This window comes from Neopoerus faecalis (genome assembly GCF_029218125.1).
GTDB classification, from domain to species: Bacteria; Bacillota; Clostridia; order Oscillospirales; family Oscillospiraceae; genus Oscillibacter; species Oscillibacter faecalis_A.
Window position 1 is genome coordinate 20,695 of sequence record NZ_JARFXX010000013.1, and the last position, 18,437, is coordinate 39,131.

Annotated in this window: 16 protein-coding genes and 3 tRNA genes; 11 read left to right on the forward strand and 8 right to left on the reverse strand. The window is 57.1% G+C overall.

The window, feature by feature from the left end:
- Positions 1-241: 241 nt before the first annotated feature.
- From ychF to PY311_RS11725, 3 genes are read right to left on the reverse strand one after another with little or no spacing between them, the layout of a single operon-like run.
- A complete protein-coding gene (ychF, locus tag PY311_RS11715; protein WP_286148880.1) occupies positions 242-1,351 on the reverse strand; it encodes a redox-regulated ATPase YchF in 1,110 nt (369 codons plus the stop codon).
- Between the two features lie 48 nt (positions 1,352-1,399).
- Positions 1,400-2,323, reverse strand: a complete 924-nt coding sequence (locus PY311_RS11720) for an AEC family transporter (RefSeq protein WP_286148881.1) — start codon at positions 2,321-2,323, stop codon at positions 1,400-1,402.
- Positions 2,317-3,840, reverse strand: a complete 1,524-nt coding sequence (locus PY311_RS11725; RefSeq protein WP_286148882.1) for a 4Fe-4S dicluster domain-containing protein — start codon at positions 3,838-3,840, stop codon at positions 2,317-2,319. Before PY311_RS11725 ends, PY311_RS11720 begins: the two co-directional genes overlap by 7 nt.
- Positions 3,841-4,128: 288 nt before the next feature.
- Here PY311_RS11725 and PY311_RS11730 point away from each other — a divergent pair, with 288 nt between their 5' ends.
- The 6 genes from PY311_RS11730 (at position 4,129) to PY311_RS11755 (ending at position 10,401) form a co-directional block, all read left to right on the forward strand.
- Positions 4,129-4,866 (forward strand): LytR/AlgR family response regulator transcription factor, encoded by a 738-nt coding sequence (locus PY311_RS11730; RefSeq protein WP_286148883.1) that lies wholly within the window; start codon positions 4,129-4,131, stop codon positions 4,864-4,866.
- Entirely contained in the window at positions 4,863-6,131 is a 1,269-nt protein-coding gene (locus PY311_RS11735; protein WP_286148885.1) for a sensor histidine kinase, read from the forward strand. The genes PY311_RS11730 and PY311_RS11735 overlap by 4 nt, the downstream gene beginning before the upstream one ends.
- A gap of 134 nt (positions 6,132-6,265) precedes the next feature.
- Complete coding sequence (locus tag PY311_RS11740) at positions 6,266-6,811, forward strand: isomerase (RefSeq protein WP_286148886.1); 546 nt, start codon at positions 6,266-6,268, stop codon at positions 6,809-6,811.
- Positions 6,812-6,915: 104 nt separating this feature from the next.
- Complete coding sequence (locus PY311_RS11745) at positions 6,916-7,464, forward strand: LemA family protein (RefSeq protein WP_286148887.1); 549 nt, start codon at positions 6,916-6,918, stop codon at positions 7,462-7,464.
- Between the two features lie 37 nt (positions 7,465-7,501).
- On the forward strand, positions 7,502-8,449 hold the full coding sequence (locus PY311_RS11750) for an SHOCT domain-containing protein (RefSeq protein WP_286148888.1): 948 nt from the start codon (positions 7,502-7,504) through the stop codon (positions 8,447-8,449).
- Between the two features lie 11 nt (positions 8,450-8,460).
- On the forward strand, positions 8,461-10,401 hold the full coding sequence (locus PY311_RS11755) for a clostripain-related cysteine peptidase (protein ID WP_286148889.1): 1,941 nt from the start codon (positions 8,461-8,463) through the stop codon (positions 10,399-10,401).
- 137 nt (positions 10,402-10,538) lie between these two features.
- Here PY311_RS11755 and PY311_RS11760 read toward each other — a convergent pair whose 3' ends face one another.
- The 3 genes from PY311_RS11760 to yqeC all read right to left on the reverse strand — a co-directional run bounded on the left by PY311_RS11760 (position 10,539) and on the right by yqeC (position 13,489).
- The gene (locus tag PY311_RS11760; protein WP_286148890.1) at positions 10,539-11,906 is read right to left on the reverse strand and encodes a sensor domain-containing diguanylate cyclase; all 1,368 of its coding nucleotides are present in this window, start codon (positions 11,904-11,906) and stop codon (positions 10,539-10,541) included.
- 177 nt (positions 11,907-12,083) lie between these two features.
- Positions 12,084-12,665: an FUSC family protein gene (locus PY311_RS11765; protein WP_286148891.1), complete on the reverse strand. Its 582-nt coding sequence runs from the start codon at positions 12,663-12,665 to the stop codon at positions 12,084-12,086.
- A 152-nt stretch (positions 12,666-12,817) separates the two neighbouring features.
- Positions 12,818-13,489, reverse strand: a complete 672-nt coding sequence (gene yqeC, locus PY311_RS11770; protein WP_286148892.1) for a selenium cofactor biosynthesis protein YqeC — start codon at positions 13,487-13,489, stop codon at positions 12,818-12,820.
- A gap of 133 nt (positions 13,490-13,622) precedes the next feature.
- Between yqeC and PY311_RS11775 the strand changes: the two genes are divergently transcribed.
- Complete coding sequence (locus PY311_RS11775; protein ID WP_286148893.1) at positions 13,623-14,111, forward strand: HD domain-containing protein; 489 nt, start codon at positions 13,623-13,625, stop codon at positions 14,109-14,111.
- An 83-nt stretch (positions 14,112-14,194) separates the two neighbouring features.
- Here the strand turns inward: PY311_RS11775 and PY311_RS11780 are convergent, their stop codons facing one another.
- Positions 14,195-17,251 (reverse strand): S-layer homology domain-containing protein, encoded by a 3,057-nt coding sequence (locus tag PY311_RS11780; RefSeq protein WP_286148895.1) that lies wholly within the window; start codon positions 17,249-17,251, stop codon positions 14,195-14,197.
- A 211-nt stretch (positions 17,252-17,462) separates the two neighbouring features.
- Here PY311_RS11780 and PY311_RS11785 point away from each other — a divergent pair, with 211 nt between their 5' ends.
- From PY311_RS11785 to PY311_RS11800, 4 genes are all read left to right on the forward strand, one after another.
- On the forward strand, positions 17,463-17,651 hold the full coding sequence (locus PY311_RS11785; protein WP_286148896.1) for a ferredoxin: 189 nt from the start codon (positions 17,463-17,465) through the stop codon (positions 17,649-17,651).
- A 103-nt stretch (positions 17,652-17,754) separates the two neighbouring features.
- Positions 17,755-17,831, forward strand: a tRNA-Met gene (locus PY311_RS11790).
- Positions 17,832-17,875: 44 nt separating this feature from the next.
- Positions 17,876-17,950 (forward strand) — tRNA-Glu (locus tag PY311_RS11795).
- Positions 17,951-17,996: 46 nt separating this feature from the next.
- Positions 17,997-18,073, forward strand: a tRNA-Val gene (locus PY311_RS11800).
- Between the two features lie 179 nt (positions 18,074-18,252).
- Here the strand turns inward: PY311_RS11800 and PY311_RS11805 are convergent.
- Positions 18,253-18,437: tyrosine-type recombinase/integrase (locus PY311_RS11805; RefSeq protein WP_286148897.1), on the reverse strand; the 185-nt coding region annotated here is incomplete at its 5' end.

The window sequence follows — 18,437 nt, forward strand, 5'->3', positions numbered from 1 at the left end:
GTGTTCATTGAAAATCAAAAAGGGACTGTCCATCTACAATCAGATGGACAGTCCCTCAGCGTGTCGAAAAAGTCTTTTCTCCCCGCTGAACAAGTTTTCAGGACTTCATAAAAGTTCTGAAAACTAAGGATTTCAATGGCGCAGGACACCCTTCTTGGGTTTCCCGCGCACACCCTTCCTTACCGTTGCGGAGGATTTACCACTTTATCGACAGTCCCTTTTTTCGTTTTTATCAGGCGGCTCAGACGTTGAAGCGGAAGTAAATCATATCTCCGTCCTGCACCACGTACTCCTTGCCCTCGCTGCGGAGCTGGCCCTTCTCCTTAGCGGCGCTGACGCTGCCGTACTTCATCATATCGTCAAAGGCGATGACCTCCGCCCGGATAAAGCCCCGCTCAATATCGGAATGAATTTTTCCGGCGGCCTGAGGGGCCTTCGTTCCCTTTTTAATGGTCCACGCCCGGCACTCGTCCTTTCCGTAGGTCAGGAAGGAGATGAGGCCCAGCAGAGAATAGCTGCACTTGATGAGCCGGTCGAGGCCGGACTCGGCGATTCCCAGCTCGTCAAGGAACATTTGCTTTTCCTCGCCCTCCAGCTCGGCGATGTCCTGCTCCAGCTTGGCGCAGATGGGCAGCACCTCACTGCCCTCGGCCTTTGCCAGCTCCGTGACCTTCTTGAGATACGCGTTGTTCGCCTGATTGGCAAACCCGTCCTCATCCATGTTGGCGGCATAGATAATAGGCTTCAGTGTCAAAAGATCAGAGGTTGCGATGAGGGCCTTATCCTCATCGGAGCACTCGAATGTCCGGGCGGACTTACCGCTGTCCAGATGAGCAGCAAGCGCCTTGAATACGTCCACCTCATGCAAAAACTTCTTATCGCCCTTGGCGGCCTTGGCAGCCTTGTCCACACGGCGCTGCACCATGTCCAGATCGGCCATGATAAGTTCCATGTCAATCGCCTCAATATCCCCTACGGGGTCAACGGGGACGTTTGTTCCGGCATCGGCTACCACGTGCATGATGTTTTCATCATCAAAGCAGCGGACCACATGGACAATGGCATCCGTCTCCCGGATATTGGCCAGGAACTTATTGCCAAGACCAGCGCCCTGACTGGCGCCCTTCACCAGACCCGCGATGTCCACGAACTCAATGACCGCCGGGGTCTTCTTATCCGGCTCGTAGATCTCCGCCAGCTTGTCCAGCCGCGCATCCGGCACAGCTACCATGCCCACATTGGGGTCAATGGTGCAGAACGGGTAATTGGCGCTCTCCGCACCGGCGTTGGTAATGGCGTTGAACAGGGTCGATTTGCCCACATTGGGCAGTCCCACGATACCTAATTTCATATATCTCTACATCTCCTTATTTTAAAGGCCGCAATTGGGATAGGCTCCTTACATCTGATAATAGGCTGCCAGCAGCGGAATTGTGACAATACACAGCAGCATGGTGACAATGTTGATAAGGCCGGAATACCGGGCATCCCGCCCGAAAATCTGGCTGAACTGCGTCACCGCGTTGGCCGATGGTGCAATGGCGGAAAGCAGACTGATAAGAATCAGCGTCTCGCCATGAGGTGCCAATGCCGCAAGGCCGCTGTACTTCATGATAGTGACCAAAATCACCGGCAGCACCACCAGCCGCAGCAGCACTGGCTTCCAGATCTGCCGGTAGCCCCGCAGGACCTCCGGCGTGATGTCCGCCAGCAGCATTCCCACAATGAGCATGGCCACCGGTCCCACGGTATTGCCCGCTTGGGCGAACGCACCCTTGACGATTCCCGGCAGCCGTATCTGGAAAGCAAACAGCAGCATTCCCGCCAAAATCGCCAGAATATTCACGTTGCAAAGCAAATTCCGCACCGACAGCTCATGCCTGCCGCTGATAAAAATGCGGGCGTGAGTCCAGATCAAAACCGTCTGCACGATGGAGTAGCACGTAACGTACATGACCCAGTCCTCGCCAAAGGTGCCGATAACGATGGGCAGCACCATATTTGTGCAGTTTGGATACATAACGGAGGCCGCTTCCACCACATCGAGGTGAAATGGTTTTGAAATCAGCCCGCCCAGTATTACACACAGTCCGCTGAGAATCACAGTGGAGAGCAGCGATAGCTCCATCATCCGCACAGTGTCCGCTGTTCGCTCTAATTGAAAGGCGTTCAGGGCCACACAGGGCGTGATGATATACAGAAGGATCATGGACAGCGTTCGGCTGTCCTCCGATTTCAAGATACCTGCTTTGACAATGGCCCAGCCCAAGAATACAAGGATAAAGAGCTGGGCGATCTGCCGCAGCAGAATCAGGCTCAGCATTTTTCTTCGACTTCTTTCAGCCGGTCCAGATACGGGCTCTCCGTGGTGCTGAAAGCGGCGGCGTCATTTTTAAACCGCTCCACATTCATCATGGAGTCCTTGACCTGACTGATGGTACCTGCACCGGCTACGCAGCCGCCGGGGCAGCCCATGCCCTCCAGCAGATAGCCGTTGCGCTTACCGGCCTTTGCCATGGCCAGCATTTTGCGGCACTCCTTCAAACCGTCGCCGTATTCGATGAGCACCTCCCGGTCGGGATCAATGTGCCGAATGGCCTCCACCACGGCGGCGGCCACACCGCCGCCAACGGCAAAGCCGCGGCCCATGCCGGAGCCCTCGTTCATACCATCGGCAGAATCGGCCTCAATCGTGGCAAAGTCGATCTCCTTGGCATCGAACATACCCAGAAGCTCCTCAAACGTCAGCACAAAGTCCACATCGGAGCGGACGGAGCGCCGGTTGGCCTCCAGCTTTTTCGCGGAGCACGGTCCCACGAACACGATGCGGGCGTTGGGATGATCCTTTTTCACCATGCGGGCCGTAATGACCATGGGGGTCAGGGCCATGGAAATATTGTCTTTGAATTGGGGGAACAGCTTCTTGGCCATCATGGACCATGCGGGACAGCAGCTTGTGCCCATCCAGTCCAGCTTCTCCGGGACCTCCTCCAAGAAGTCATGGGCCTCTTCCACGGTGCACAGGTCCGCGCCGATGGCGACCTCCACCACATCCGCGAAGCCCAGCGTCCGCATAGCAGCCTTCAGCTTAGCGGGCGTTGCCGCCTTGCCGTACTGGCCCACAAAGGCGGGGGCCACACAGGCGATGACTTCCTCACCGCGCTTCACAGCCTGAATGACCTGGAAAATCTGGCTCTTGTCGGCAATGGCGGCAAAGGGGCAGTTGACAAGGCACATACCGCAGGATACACACTTATCATAGTTGATCTTCGCCCGGCCCAGCTCATCAGACTCAATGGCGTCCATACCGCAGGCGGCGGCGCAGGGGCGCTCGATCTTGCTGATGGCCCGGTAGGGGCACTGGTTAAAGCACTTGCCGCACTTGATGCACTTGCTCTGGTCAATGTGGCAGTGCTTGTTCTCGTCCAGATAAATGGCGTTCTTGGGGCAGACCGCCATGCAGGGGTGGGAAATGCAGCCCTGGCAGCTGTCGGTAATGCGAATCTGCTTGGGGGGGCAGGCATTACAGGCAAAGGGGATAATATTGACCAGAGGCTCCCGGAAATACTTCTGATCCGTAGCCGCCTCCCGGATGCTGGCGCTGAGGGGCTCAGACGGACCGCCCGGATTCAAATCCATGCCCAGAGCCAGCCGGACTCTGGAGGACACCACCGCCCGCTCCAGAAATACGTCATGCCGGTGGTGAGCCACCTCTCCGGGAACGATCTTATAGGGAATCATATCCACACCGGTATAATCATCCCCGCTGTAGGCCAGCCGGGCCACCTCTGTAAATACGCTGCGGCGAATATCGTCTACCGCGCTGTGTACACCTCTCATAGTCTCCTCCTGTGTCCGGCCAACGGTCGCATTCCGTCCCGGAGCATATTTTGCATCCGCCGTCAGGGCAGATTCAATCGCATATATTATATGTAAAAAGTCTTCAGCTTTCAAGCCTTATTTTGCTGTTTTCGCTGCTTTTTCCAGCTTTTTCCATTATATCGATTACTTTTCGGTATTTTGCAAAAATTTTCCGCGGTATTTGTGGAAATCTTACCCTTGGGAGGTTGCCATTTCCGCCAAAAAGCTGGTATAATTATTTTAATTTGCCGAAGGGAGGGTAATGGAATGCTGCGAATCGGCTTTTGCGACGATGATCTGTCCGTACTCAACACGCTTCAGGTCCTTCTGGACCGCTACCGTGTGGACCGGAATGCGGACCTTTCCTCCGCGGCCTTCCAAAGTCCTTTAGAGCTGATCGCGGAGATTGAAAAAGGCCTGCGCTTCGACATTCTGCTTCTGGATGTGCTGATGCCCGGAGAAAACGGTATGGAGGCCGCCCGGGAGATTCGCCGGTTTGACAGCAGTGTTAAAATCATTTTTCTCACCTCCTCCACGGAATTTGCCGTGGAATCCTACTCCGTAGGCGCCTATTTCTACCAGCTTAAGCCTATTTGGGCGGAGAGTTTCTACCGCTTGATGGACTCCGTTATTGCCGAATGTGACAAAAGCAGCAGCTCCAGTCTGATTCTCCGCTGCAAGAGCGGCATCACCCGGGTGGAGCTGGAAAAGCTGAGCTATTGCGAGGTTCAGGGCCGCTCCCTCTGGCTCCATCTGGAGGATGGCACCGTGTTGGAGAGCACCGGCAGCATGGACCATCTTTGCGAGCAGTTGACCGGCTATGAGCAGTTCTTTCGGCTGCACCGCAGCTTCCTTGTCAATTTAGAGCACATCAAGCGCATCGCGCCCAAGGCCATCACCATGACCGATGACACGGAGCTGCCCCTCCCCCGGGGAAAATACACAGAGGTAAAGGACCTCTATCTGGAATACGCCTTCCGCAGAAAGCAGGTGTTTTCAACGTGACGCCCCTCTATATCTGCAACACCGTGGCGGTGGGCCTGTTCGGCATTGTGCTCTCCGCCGCTTTCTGCAATATTACATGGTCCCGGCGCAAAGTACTGGAAATGGCTTTGTTCACGCTGGGTATTTTTCTGTTGCAGGCCGTTGTTTATTTTGGAATCACGCCGGAGCTGGGACAGTATCTTTATCCCCTGCACACCCACCTTCCCCTGATTCTCATTTTGTGCCTGTTGAGCCGGCAGCGGCTCTGGCCCGTTATCTCCGTGCTGACCGCGTATCTCTGCTGTCAGCTCCGCCGCTGGCTGGCGCTGCTCATCGTGGAGCTCTGCGCCGGCGGAGATGCCATGCAGCAGGCCGTGGAGCTGGCGCTGACCGTGCCGCTGCTTCTGCTTTTGCTGCGGGCCGCGCCCGCCGTGCGCTCCGTCTCCCAATATCCTGCACCGATTCAATGCCAGTTCGGCATCATCCCGGCTGTGTACTATGCCTTCGACTATCTGACGCGGGTCTATACAAATCTTCTCTCCAGCGGTTCCCCGACGGTGGTGGAGTTCATGCCCTTTGTATGCAGCGTTGCGTATCTGATTTTCGTCTTCCGGCTTTCCGAGGAGCAGCGGGCCAGAACCTACCTCGAGCAGATGCAGAACAGCCTGAATTTGCAGGTCCACCAAGCGGTGCGGGAAATTGAGGCCATGCGGGAATCCCAGAATAAGACCCGGGCCTACCGCCACGATCTGCGCCATCATCTGCAATATCTCTCCGCGTGTCTTGAAAACGGTCAGTACACACAGGCGCAGTCCTATATCCGCTCTATCAGCGATGAGATTGAAGCCAGCCGCGTTACGGTCTACTGCGAAAACGAGGCCGCCAATCTGATTTTTTCCTCCTTTGCGGGGCGGGCCGCCGCAAAGGGGATTCCCCTGTCTATCCACGCGGAGCTGCCCCATGCTCTGCCGTTGACCGAAAGCGACCTTTGCGTGCTGCTGTCCAACGCTCTTGAAAACGCGCTGAACGCCTGTCGGCGGCGGGCGGAGCAGATAGGCGAGAGCGGCAGCATTGAGGTGCAGACCTACGAAAAGAGCGGCAAGCTCTTTCTTCAGGTGGTCAATGACTGCGTGGATACTGTCCGCTTTGAGCACGGGATTCCCGTCTCGAACCAGCCGGGGCATGGAATCGGCGTGCGGAGCATCTGTGCCATTGCGGAGCGGTACGGCGGTATTTACAGCTTCGCCGTTCAGAATGGGCGCTTCCTTCTGCGGGTCTCTCTGTAGTCCCCCATACGTTTCATGACAGTTTCAGGGCGTTTCGTGCAGAAACGCCCTTTTTTCGTACCCGGTGTTATATACTGGGTACAACAGCAACGCTGTTCGCCGCAAACCCCAAAATACATACAAGGAGAATTACGATGAAAAAGTTTCTTGCACTCTTGCTGAGCCTGATGATGGTCCTGTCTCTGGCCGCCTGCGGCGGCTCCGACGATACGAGCGATGATACCGCAGACCCCGCTCCCACCGAGGACACCACCCCGGATGACACTGCGGACACCGAGACCCCGGAAGATACCGGCGAAAAGTTCAACCTCATGACGGATATCACCCGCATCGATCCTCCCGAGCTGGAGGGAACCACTTGGAACTTCGCCGGCGGCTATCTGGACGGTGAGGAAATGGATGACGATGACGCTACACAGACTCTGAGCCTTTATGGCGGTACGCTCCAATTCGTCTTCGGCGAGGATGGCGCAATGCAGATCGTGCAGGGCGGCGGCAGCCTTGACGGTGTTTACGAGCTGCTGCAGGACGATGATGGTTCTCTCTGCGTCGGCGTCACCGTGGACAACGACGGCCAGAGCATTCCTTATTTCTGCGTCTTCAGCGATCTGGGCCAGACCGTGATGATCGCCCTGTCCGATGACAGCGGCCTCAACGGCCTTTACTTCGTTCAGGAATAATCCAAGCTCTCCGGCAGCGGATGCGGCACGATCCGCATCCGCTGCTTTGTTGACAGCAACCCCCGACGCACATTTTAAAAACGGCAGAAATGGAGGTGGACGCTATGTATCCGCTCATCATTGCAGCGCTGCTGCTGATATTGCTGGGGAGCTGGCTGCTGTCCGTGCGGCACAAACTGTCTGTATTGGATGAAAACGCTGGCAGCGCCATGAGCCAGATCGGCGTGCAGCTCGCCTCCCGCTTTGACGCGCTCAATATGCTGCTGCGTCTGCCGGAGCTCTACGCGCTGCCCGTCGTCCCCGCCATTTTGGAGGAGATTCAAGCCAAGCAGGCACCCATTACAGCCGAATCGACCCCCGCCGCCGCGGAGGCACAGGCCGCTGTCATCGCCCACGCGCTGTCCCGCCTCTCCGCTGTGGACGGATACCACACCGCCCTTGCCTCCACTCCGGACGGTCTGCGGTGTCTGAACGCCATGAACGGCTATGAAAAAATGCTGCGTACCAGCTACCTTATTTATAATGACTCCGCCGCCGGACTGAACCGTGTACTGGACCGGTTCCCGGTCTCTCTTGCGGCAAGGCTCCTTGGCTTTCACCCCCGCGGCTGCCTGCCCACGCCGGGCACACCGCTGACGGGCCACACGATATAAACAGGCTATCTTATCACATTTTGGGAGGAACGAAATCATGGGATTATTCAGCAACAACAAGAAGCTCTGCCCCATCTGCGGCAGTCCTACTCCCCGCTTTCTGGCAACGAAATTTGAAAATGAAGCCATCTGCAAGGACTGCGATAATAAAATTGACCTGCCGGATGGCGTTCAGGGCAAGATGACGCTGGCAGATTTCCGGCAGTACATTGCCCGTTATGATGAAAATGCCGCTCTGCGGAGCAGCTTTTCAAAGACATTCCAAATCAGCTACGGTTTTCTCAGCGGATATCTTCAGGTGGACGAGGCCCACGGCCTATTCCGCCTGAAGGACAATGATCGGGCATGGGTCTTCCCCGCCGCCGCCCTGAAGGGCTTCCGCATTTTAGAGGATACCTCCCCCATCTACGAGAGCGGAGCCGGCGTTCTGCGCTGCCATGAAAGCATTGTCCCCGCCCGGATGAATGAGATTGCGCCGCTCATCGCCCAGTTCCAGCTTCAGCGGCAGGAATATGAGCACATTCAAACGCTGGAGCGGATGCGCCACCTCAACGATGACGAGGACGCCCGCCGGGAATGGGAGCGGGAAAGCGAACGCAACCGCCCGGAATTTGAGATGGACCCGCCCATCAAGAATTTCCATGTGGAGCTGACGCTGGAGCATCCCTATTGGCACAGCTTCCACGAAAAGCTGGACGCTCCCGAGTTTGACCGGGAGAATCCCAGCGCCGAGCGCTACATGAAGGACTATCAGGAAAAGGCCGAGCAGCTCCACGCCCTTGCGCTGAAGCTGATGCGCTTCATTGATCCGGCGGCCCGGGAGGAATATCCCGGCGCCAAGGCGGCTCCCGCGCAGCAGGTAGCGCAGCCCGCCACCCCGGCAAACGCCATTGAGGAAATTCAAAAGTACAAGGCCCTGATGGACGCCGGTATCCTCACCGAAGAGGAATTTACGGCGAAAAAGCGGCAGCTTCTTGGAATTTAAGGAGGAATGGTATGCGTAAAAATGTGATTTTCCTGCTGCTGGCGCTGGTCATGCTCGTTTCCCTGACCGCCTGCGGCGGCGACACTCCCGCCTCTGACGAAACGGACGCGGCAGATGGAACATGGGCCGTTTACTGGTATCTCTGCGGCAGCGATCTGGAATCCGGCGGCGGCTTTGCCACCTCCGACCTCTCGGAGCTGATGGAGGTGGAACTGCCCGAAGAAGTAAACGTGGTCATTCAGACCGGCGGCTCCTCCGTCTGGCAGAACGATCTTGTGGACGCCGAAAAGCTCCAGCGCTGGGTATACAGCAGCGAGGGGCTTTCACTGGTGGACGAGCAGCCCTCCGCCAGCATGGGCGCAGAGGACACGCTGGAGGACTTCCTGCGCTTTGCCAAGGAAAACTATCCCGCCCAGCGCACGGCTGTTGTGTTCTGGAACCATGGCGGCGGCAGCGTGTCCGGCGCGTCCTTCGACGAGCTGTATGACTATGACTCCCTGACGCTGGACGAGATGTACGAGGCGTTCACGAATGTATGGACGCCCTCTGCGGACCGTCAGCCCTTGGAACTGGTGGGCTTTGACACCTGCCTGATGGCTACGGTAGACGTGGCAAATACATTTTCCGATATTGCGCACTATCTGGTGGCCTCTGAGGAAACGGAGCCTGCCAACGGCTGGTACTATTCCCAGTGGGTAGGCGCACTGGCGCAGAAGCCCACCATGGACGGTGCGGCGCTTGGCAAAATCATCTGCGACGCCTACTATAGCGGCTGTGAGGCTGTGGGGACGCAGGATAACACCACCCTGTCCCTCACCGATCTTTCCAAGGTTGGTCCGCTGCTGGACGCCTACGAGGTCTTCGGCGCAGAGGCGCTGTCTCTGGCGTGCGACGATCCCGCCTTCTTCTCCCAGTTTGCCAGAACGGCGGCCCAAAGCGAAAACTACGGCGGCAATACCCGGGAACAGGGCTACACCAACATGGTGGACCTCGGCCATCTGGCCCGCTTGAGCTCTGGCACGCTGCGTTCCGCGCAGGAGGTGCTGGACGCGCTGGATGACTGTGTGCTCTATCAGGTTGGCGGTCCATATCGTGCCGATGCTACCGGCCTGAGCTGCTATTATTCCTATAACGGTGATTTGGATGACTTCACCGGCTACGCGGCGCTGGGTGCCGGAACTGCCTTCAAGTATTTCTACGCCTATGAGCTCACCGGCGAGCTGGATGAGGACGGAATGGACTATATCTCCGATATGGACCTCGATTCGCTGCCGGAAATTCAAAATCTCTATACCATGAACTGGGACGGAATGCCGCTGGATTTGGATGAGAACGGAAACTCCGTTCTGACGCTGGGGCCGGAGGCCAATGACATTCTGGCCGGCATCAGCTTCTCCCTCTACTATACGGATGAAGAAAATGACATGATGCTGAAACTGGGCACAGACAATGACATGGAGGGTGACTGGGAAAACGGTGTGTTCTCCGATAACTTCCGGGGCGTCTGGGGCAGCATTGACGGTTATCTTGCCTATATGGAGCTGAGCTTTGACAGCGCGGACTACAACCTCTACGCTGTGCCTGTGCTGCTCAACGGCGAGCCCTATAACCTGCAGGTTGCCTATGACTTCACCACGCAGGAGTGGAGCATTCTGGGTGCACGGCAGGGCATTGACGATCACGGCATGGCCGATAAGGAGCTGCGCCTGCTCCAGCCCGGCGACGAGCTTACAACCATCTGGTACATGGCCTCCTTCGAGGGTGAGGACGATTTTGAGCCCTACACGGCGGACACCTTCACCGTGACGGAGGACACCGCTTTCGGAGAGATGGCCCTGCCTGACGGTACTTATGCCATGATTTACGAAATGCGGGACGCCATGAACAATTACGCCTATTCCGAGGCCGCCGCCTTTGTATGCAAAAACGGCGAAATCTGGACCTCCGTTTAAAAACACTATCTATTTTAACTGCGCGTGTGTGGGAAAGCGTGAAATACGCTGCCTGAAGCCGTTTGTGGGGAACGGTATATAGGGAAAAGGAACCCGGTCTCAATTTAGAGACCGGGCTCCTTTTATTGCTTTTTCTCTTAGTGTTCCGAGGTTTCTGTTTCCGCCGGCAGGCCCTCATAGAAGCTGCATCCGCATTTTCCGTGGTTCTTCTGTTCGTACAGTGCCTTATCCGCATCCTCAAAAATCGTTCTGCTGGGGTTCTTCCTGTCAGAGAACGCAACGCCGACGCTCAGGGATACCTTGGGGCCATCGCCCTCCTGCTTTGTCAGTGTCTCATTCACCGCGTCAATTTTCTCCTGAATGGTGTATGCCAGATCGCTGGTCATCTCCACCATGATGATTGCAAACTCGTCGCCGCCGATACGGCACACATAGTCGATGCTGCGGAACGCCGTGAGCAGCAGTTCCGCCACCTTCTTCAGCGTTTTATCGCCCGCGGCGTGGCCGCAGGTATCGTTGACGGATTTGAAGCAGTCCACATCCACAATGATAAGCGCAAACGGCGCTTCGCCCTCCTCGTGGAGCTTCAGCAGCTTTTCAAAGGAGCCGCGGTTCAGCAGGTCCGTCAGCGGATCATGCTCCGCCTTGTGCCGGATGAGCACCTGCGCCTCCTGATTTTCCAGATAGACCTTATTATAGGTCTCCGCCATGGTCTGCAGCTCCGCTGCGCCCTCCACCGGAAAGCGCTCACCCTGCCGGATGCTTTGGTTGCACTTCATCAGCGGCAGACCCACCAGCCTCCGCACCATCACGCACATGGTCAGCATCATAACCACCAGGACAGCAACGCCGATCTCCATTTTACGATACATATCTTCAAAAATCGTCGTGGCCCTCCCCTGTTCATCCCGGGTCTGCTGAATAAGGCTGTCCATGCACTCGGTCACCTGCCCGATGATCTCACTGCGAACAGTTTGGTACGCATTGTCGCAAACGATACGCTGCGCCTGACGGAGCTTGTTCTCCGCCGTGAGCTGCGTATCGGCAGCGGAAAGCTCCACTGTCCGCACGGCAGCGGGCCATGTGTCCTCCGGCACCTCCTTGGCTTCCAGCACCAGCCGCATGGAATAATATTCGGTATCCATCAGGTCCTCGGAATAATTCAGCGCCGTTTGCAGCGCGGTAAAGGTGTGCGTCCCCTCAAAATAGGGGCGCAGCTCCTCCAGCGCTTTTTCCCTGCGGCCATCGGCGGCCTCGGCAAAATAATTGTCCATATAGACCTGCTGGCCGGTGATAGCAAATAATCGCACCTGCTCCGTCAGATAATTGGAGCCATCCTGCAAATTTTTAGCCGCACGCTCGCAGAGGATATACCGCTCTGTCGCATCCTGCAGCACATGGAACTCCCGATTGCCCCAGAACGAGATCACAAAGAACATCAATCCCACGACCACCGTTGCGCCGATATTCCATGCAGTGACCCTGCGAATCCGCAATCTCACCATTATCTTTCTCCTACTATGCTCAGCCTTCCCGCGCCGTTTTTTAATCGTCACACATTATAATCCAACCGTTTACGCTTGTCCAGATTATTATGGCGCTTTTCCTTTATACGCGTACAATTGTTCTCTCATTGTAGAGTGTTCCGCATCAGAGAGACTTTTTCTTTGTTGAATGCCCGCTCATGCGGAATGCATGAACTCATCCACCACATCGTCCCGGATGCCGATACGGAGGTAAAAACGGTGCATAAAGCCAAAGGTAAAGCCCCCCGGCAGCATCCCGTTGACAAACATCGCCGCCAAAACGCCGATGCCGGTATCAAAAATACGGTCCAGCGCGTAGGTGATGTAGGTATCTATAGGGGTATTGAACAGCAGAATGCACAGCACCACGCCGCCGGGCTGAACGCCGCCCACCCACACGTGCTGGCACAGCAGAATCAGCAGAATCACACCGATAAACGTCAGCGGAATCAAAAACCAGCGGTTGCTGCCATCAGGAAACAGTTCCATGTAGATCGCGAACAGACCCATACCCAGCAGGCCCCCCACCATCGTGCCGAAAAAGCGATTGCCGCCGAACTGACGGCTCTCGTCATAGCTGCCGCCCATGCCGAAAATAGCGCCGATGCAGGCAAACGCCGGTCCCCGATCCAGAAAATAGTAGACCAGCGCGCACAGCGCGGCGGCCAAAGCGGTCTTGACATTCCGCATACCGATTTTGGGGAACAGGGTACGGGCCGAATGTTCTTGCGTATTCATGGTACTCTCTCCATCTATCCTAAATTTGCACACAAAAAGCAGCGAATCTGCTAAAATTCTATTAAATTATAACATGAAAGTGGGATTCTGTGAAGTGCTTTTGCGAAAAAGCCGGAAATTTACAAAATCGCGGAGCAGTCCTGCAATGCGCACTAAAACCGCTTTCCCCAATCTCCTTGCAGACTCCCCGCTGCCGTAAAAAGGCCGCCTGCCGCCGCTGTCCGCAAAAATGGCATGACCCGCCCAAGAAGCTCCGCATTGTCCACCTGATTTAAGAATACCGTATCGCAGAGGCCCTCCGTCAAAATGGCCTGGGCCGCCAACAGAGGCGCGACAGTGTCCGTCTCCGCCGCGCCGGTCAGGGCGCAGAAGCGCTCCGGCCGGTGGACGCACGCCCGAATCGGTCGGTCGAACCCGGAGGCCCCTGCCACGCAGATAACCCGCTCCGCACACGCGGGTATCACCGGCTCATGGGCTGCGTGGGCCTTCAGAGGCATCTGCCGGGAGCCATCGGCCTCCACCAGCATATAGTCTGCCAGCGCGGCCAGCGTTTCCATCGGCAGACGCGGCGCGGTCAGCTTACCGTTTTCGCAGGGCGTCCCCACACAGAGGATTCGCTCTGAAGTCAAGGCTTGCAGGACGGTCTCCGCCGCCGCATCCGTCAGCAGCGGGTATTCTGCAAATGGGCGGATATGGGTGGTGGTACAGAGGAGCACCGTTCCCGGCGCCTCCGCCGCCAGACGCCGCAGAAGGCTCGTCTTACCGCCGCTGCCGATCACGGCAGTGACGCCGGGGCTGATATTCAGCAACTCAAAAAAATTCATACGCCATTCTCCCGCACTTTACTATATTCAGTATAGAGTACCCTGCCCTATTTGTCCAGCGGCCTGCCGTTGCAAAGCACACTGCCGCCCGCTATAATAGTGCCGCAAAGCAAAAATCACGGAGGGTACGTTTATGAGCATCGCGCAGCTTTTGGAGAAAATGATCGACTACTCGGCGGGCAATATTCACGATATTGACCACCTGATTCGCGTCTGGACCTACGCAAAAACCATCGGTGAGCTGGAGGGACTGGATGCCAACGCGCAATTCATTTTAGAGACCGCCGCCATCACCCATGACATCGCCTGCCCTCTGTGCCGGGAAAAGTACGGCAATACCAACGGAAAATATCAGGAGCATGAGGGCATTCCGCTGGTCCGGGCATTTTTGTCCGACACCGGCCTGTCGCCGGAGCAGATTGAGCGGGTCGCCTATCTGGTGGGGCATCACCACACCTATATCAACGTAGACGGTGCGGACTACCAGATTCTTTTAGAGGCGGACTACATCGCCAACGCATCGGAAAACAGCTTCAGTCGGCAAAGCATCGAGACCTTTCTCCGGCGCGTCGCGAAAACGGAAAGCGGTATCCGACTGGCCCGCTCCGTTCTTCTCAGCTGAACACCTTCCTTGTAATACCAAATCATAAAATAAAGCCTCCGGGCCAACCTGAAAACAGGCTGGCCCGGGGGCTTTTCTGTAAATCACATCAGATTGTAGAGGATTTTTGCCATCTGTCCGCGGGTAATATTATTGTTGGGCTTGAAGCTGCCATCGCTGTAGCCGCTGATGACGCCCTGCGCTGTCATGGTGCGGATATACGGTGCTGCGTAGGCGGGAATTTTACCGTTGTCGGTAAAGGTCAGTTCCGCCTCCGCATAGCCCTTGGCCTGCGTGCGGCCGATCATGGCGGCGGCCTGTGCCCGTGTCAGAGAGCTGTCGGGGTTAAAGTACAGCTTCCCGTTCTTTTCCGAGCCGGTGATGATGCCCTCGCTGTACAGCGCCTTGGCTGCGGGGAGGGCATAGGCCGGAATCTGCCCCAGATCCGCAAAGGGCAGAGAAACGGACTCATACTTATTTGCGTCCAGCTTCAGATAACGGTAGAGCATGACCGCGAACTGGGCGCGGCTGATGTTCTGGTTGGGGCGGAACGTACCGTCGCTGTAGCCGGTGGTAATGTCGGCATTATACAGGAAGTCCACATAGTCCGCCGCCCAGTAATCATCAATGTCTGTAAACTTATGACTCACGCCATAGGGAGGAATATCCACGCTGGCCCGGCCGATATTGCCGGAAGCATCCGCAGCGGTAACGGTCACACGGGTGGCCTCATTCGCCTCACCGGGGCCGGGAAGATAATACTTCATCGTACCTGTCGCAGTGTCATAGCCCTCCAACACCTGCCCCGTGTCGCCGTTCCGTGCCACCGTAATAGCGGACAGTGGCAGAATCCCGTCCACACCGTCGGAAACCTTGATGTCCACCGCCCAATTCTGCTGATCCAACGTAGCCGTTACCACTGGCGGAGCATTGTCCACCGTGCCGGGGAAGGCGGCGGTGATCTGGTCGATGTAGACCGTGCCGGTGCGGGGGGTGTCGGCGTAGGTCACCTGAATATGGTCCCAAGTGGCGTCCGTAGTGGAGGGAGCATAAATGACCACGCCGCTCAGAGTGAAGTCCTGGGGCAGCGGCACGTTGATCTGCTTCCAGCCGGTGAAGTCCAGCGTGGTGACGGGCAGCTCCAGGTCGCTCTTGATGTCACCGGTGTAGAGGAAAGAGAGCTGGTTGCCGGAGCCGTCGCCGTAGACCCAGAGGTTCAGGGCTGTGTAGGGCGTTCTCAGAGTGGAGAAGGAGCCTGCCATGGCCTGAGAATAGTAGCCGGTGTCCTCCGGGAGCACATAGTCCAGCTTTCCGGCGTAATGGCCTCGCTGGACATGATTGCTGACGTTGGTGCGGGAAACCGTCAGATAGTAGCCGCTGAAGAAGCGCGTATCCGGAGTTTCAAAGTCCTCGATGGTTTGCAGGGCCGCCTGAGCCACCGTGACGGGGATAGTCAGGCTCTTGTCCCCGGCGGAGACCGTCAGGTTTCCGGTGCCGGGGGCGGAGGCGGTGAACACGCCGTGCTCATCCACCGTGCCGATGTCCCCGGAAACAGACCAGGTAAAGGCTTCATTGGTTGCCGTCAGAGGCAGATGGTTCCAGACGGCCCCAGCGGTGAGAGCGGTCTTGCTGCCGGGGGTCACGGTAAGCTCCGTCAGGTTGGAGGCACCGTTTTTCAGGGTCAGATTGTCCGGGTTGCGGATGGCATGGACCACAGTGCTGCCGCTGGCGCCGCGTCCGCTGGCCGTGACCGTAATGTCACCGCCGCCGGCGGGCGTGGTCAAAACACCGTTTTCCAGCGTTCCCGCGCTGGCGGTCAGCGTATGATTCGGGACAGGCATAGGAATAAAGCTGCTGTCTACGCCGGTGGCCGTGACATAGACGCTGCTGCCGGCCAGCACGTAATCGCTGGCGGCGTGGACATAGAAGTGGTCAAGATCGCCGCTGGCGCGGTCGGAGGCCACTAAAAACACCTGATTTGTGACCTTGCGCCCGGTCTCGGAGGGACGGTTAATGATGGTTGCCGTTGTGGAATCCGGCGTCGTCACCGCCAGATTGGTGGACCCGCCGCCATCCAGACACAGCACCGTCTGGCAGCCCAGTTCCAGAAGCCGCTCGCCCACCTGCGTCATGGACGCGCCGATGGAATGGCCGCTGCGGCGTCCGTCAACGGTATAGAATACCAGCGTACCGTCCGCCTTCTGCCCCACGGCAGTGCGGGGATTTGTGCCCGCCGCAAGGCCGGAGGCCACGACGCCGTTTTCAGCAAGGCAGTACAGCGCGCCCACGGCGTACTTCACATCGTTCCAGCCCTCGTCCGCAGCCGTAACGCTCAGGGTCACGGCGCTTCCCGGCTGCATACTTTGCAGCGCGGCGCTGTAGTATGTATCCGCCTGAGAATTGGCGGACAGCACGATCTCTCCCGGCTGAAGCGCCGTGACCGTGCTCTCCTCCACGCGCTCCACCCGGGCCGTTACGGTCCCGCCGATAGTGAGGCTGCCCTCCTCAATGGCACAGACCACGTTCACACCGGCCTCCGTTGTGCCGGTGGTATGCTTAGCGTTAAAATCGTAGGTATAGAGGAAAATGCCGCTGTTGGTCCGGGCCTTGTTCACCGCCGCCACCGGGCGGACAACCTCGGTGGACGTCCCAAATCCGTCATCCACCGTATAGCCGAGATCAGCGGAAACACGGATAGAGGGCTTTCCCAAAATCGCGGTGCCATCGGCGCGGAAGCCGATAGCATAGTACCCGGCGTCGCTGCTGCGGAGCACCCCGTCCGTCACCACAAGGCCGATGGGAAGTCCCGTATTCACATTGTAGAAATCGCCGTTGATGCCCGCCACAACGCGGTAGCCCTCCGCCTCCAGAGCCGCGGCCATATCCGCCACGCTGGAACGGTCCGTCAGCACATCGCCATAGGTGACAATGGGCGTCACCGCCTGATTGGGCGTGTAGGTAATGAGATTTTCCGTCCGCAGATCGGAATACGCCTCACTCCAGAACACATTGGTGGAAAGCTGCGTTTCCCGGTGAATCAGGGTGTCCTTTGCGGTCAGGTCCTCCCCCATTGCCGCCGAAGCGGCAGCGGGCAGCGTCAGTGCGCTGAGCAGGCTCAGCGACAGCAGCAGCGATGTGAGCTTCCGAATGCGTATCCTCATAAATACCTCCTATGTTCCCCGGCTCTCTGCCGGTCAGTTCGGTCTACATAACGTCTCAAGCATAGCACAAACCCCATGGCAAGTAAATGAATAAAGTGTTACAAATTCGGTAAGACTTACCGGCGTATTTCCGCCGGGCAGCGCAGAAAGCAGTTGCAAAGCCGCCGTATTTTGCTATAATATAGACATTCTGTCGAATGGGGGTGCCGCCATGACCTTGACCGTTGATTCCACCCGCTGCATCGGCTGCGGAATGTGTGCCGCCGCCGTGCCGGAGGTATTCCAGATCGTAGGCCATGTCTCCACCGTTCAAGCGCTGCCTGCGCCGAAGCGGACTGCCCGCGTGGCGGACGCTGCCAACGGCTGTCCGGTGAACGCAATTCGCTTCACGCGGGGCTGAAATAACGCCGCGCAAAAAAAGTTGAAAAAATTGCAGCAGAAGGCTTGACAAAATCAGGGTACATCTGCTATAGTAATTGTTGCCTGTTCGAGACAAGCACAATGGCGGCGTAGCTCAGTTGGCTAGAGCATTCGGTTCATACCCGGAGTGTCACTGGTTCAAATCCAGTCGCCGCTACCAAAGATCCGTGAAGCGTCACGGGCGCTTCACGGATCGCCTTTTCCGGCCCGTTGGTCAAGTGGTTAAGACACGGCCCTTTCACGGCTGTAACATGGGTTCGAATCCCGTACGGGTCACCAACCCTATCAGGCGTTGTGAAAGCGTCTGATAGGCAATTAAAAATCTGGAGGCTTAGCTCAGCTGGTTAGAGCGCATGCTTCACACGCATGAGGCCACTGGTTCGAGTCCAGTAGTCTCCACCAAAAATCACCGGAATCACATGATTCCGGTGATTTTCTTTCGCAATTCGCAACTTTTTCTGGCGCTTAATTTTTGGCGTTTCTTCAAGACTCACACGTTGACCCACGCGGGGAAAGGCGCGGAAAGTACCGGACAGGGCCAGACAGGAATTTTTCTGTCTGGCCCTGTCTTTTCAGCGCAGTTATCTCATCTGCTGGCTGATGACCCCGCCGATGGTGTCCGCCGCATCCTGCTTCATTTGCGCCGTGGCGTGGGTGTAGGTGTTCAGCGTGAAACCAGCAGAGTAGTGGCCCAGCGCGCCGGACAGCGTTTTCACGTCCACCCCGCTTTTCAGCGACAGCGTTGCGAAGGTATGTCTGAGGTCGT

Excerpts from the sequence above, each read along its gene's own strand:
- ychF (WP_286148880.1), bottom strand. The coding sequence starts at position 1,351 with ATGAAATTAGGTATCGTGGGACTGCCCAATGTGGGCAAATCGACCCTG.
- PY311_RS11720 (WP_286148881.1), bottom strand. The coding sequence starts at position 2,323 with ATGCTGAGCCTGATTCTGCTGCGGCAGATCGCCCAGCTCTTTATCCTT.
- PY311_RS11725 (WP_286148882.1), bottom strand. The coding sequence starts at position 3,840 with ATGAGAGGTGTACACAGCGCGGTAGACGATATTCGCCGCAGCGTATTT.
- PY311_RS11730 (WP_286148883.1), top strand. The coding sequence starts at position 4,129 with ATGCTGCGAATCGGCTTTTGCGACGATGATCTGTCCGTACTCAACACG.
- PY311_RS11740 (WP_286148886.1), top strand. The coding sequence starts at position 6,266 with ATGAAAAAGTTTCTTGCACTCTTGCTGAGCCTGATGATGGTCCTGTCT.
- PY311_RS11745 (WP_286148887.1), top strand. The coding sequence starts at position 6,916 with ATGTATCCGCTCATCATTGCAGCGCTGCTGCTGATATTGCTGGGGAGC.
- PY311_RS11750 (WP_286148888.1), top strand. The coding sequence starts at position 7,502 with ATGGGATTATTCAGCAACAACAAGAAGCTCTGCCCCATCTGCGGCAGT.
- PY311_RS11755 (WP_286148889.1), top strand. The coding sequence starts at position 8,461 with ATGCGTAAAAATGTGATTTTCCTGCTGCTGGCGCTGGTCATGCTCGTT.
- PY311_RS11760 (WP_286148890.1), bottom strand. The coding sequence starts at position 11,906 with ATGGTGAGATTGCGGATTCGCAGGGTCACTGCATGGAATATCGGCGCA.
- PY311_RS11765 (WP_286148891.1), bottom strand. The coding sequence starts at position 12,665 with ATGAATACGCAAGAACATTCGGCCCGTACCCTGTTCCCCAAAATCGGT.
- yqeC (WP_286148892.1), bottom strand. The coding sequence starts at position 13,489 with ATGAATTTTTTTGAGTTGCTGAATATCAGCCCCGGCGTCACTGCCGTG.
- PY311_RS11775 (WP_286148893.1), top strand. The coding sequence starts at position 13,623 with ATGAGCATCGCGCAGCTTTTGGAGAAAATGATCGACTACTCGGCGGGC.
- PY311_RS11780 (WP_286148895.1), bottom strand. The coding sequence starts at position 17,251 with ATGAGGATACGCATTCGGAAGCTCACATCGCTGCTGCTGTCGCTGAGC.
- PY311_RS11785 (WP_286148896.1), top strand. The coding sequence starts at position 17,463 with ATGACCTTGACCGTTGATTCCACCCGCTGCATCGGCTGCGGAATGTGT.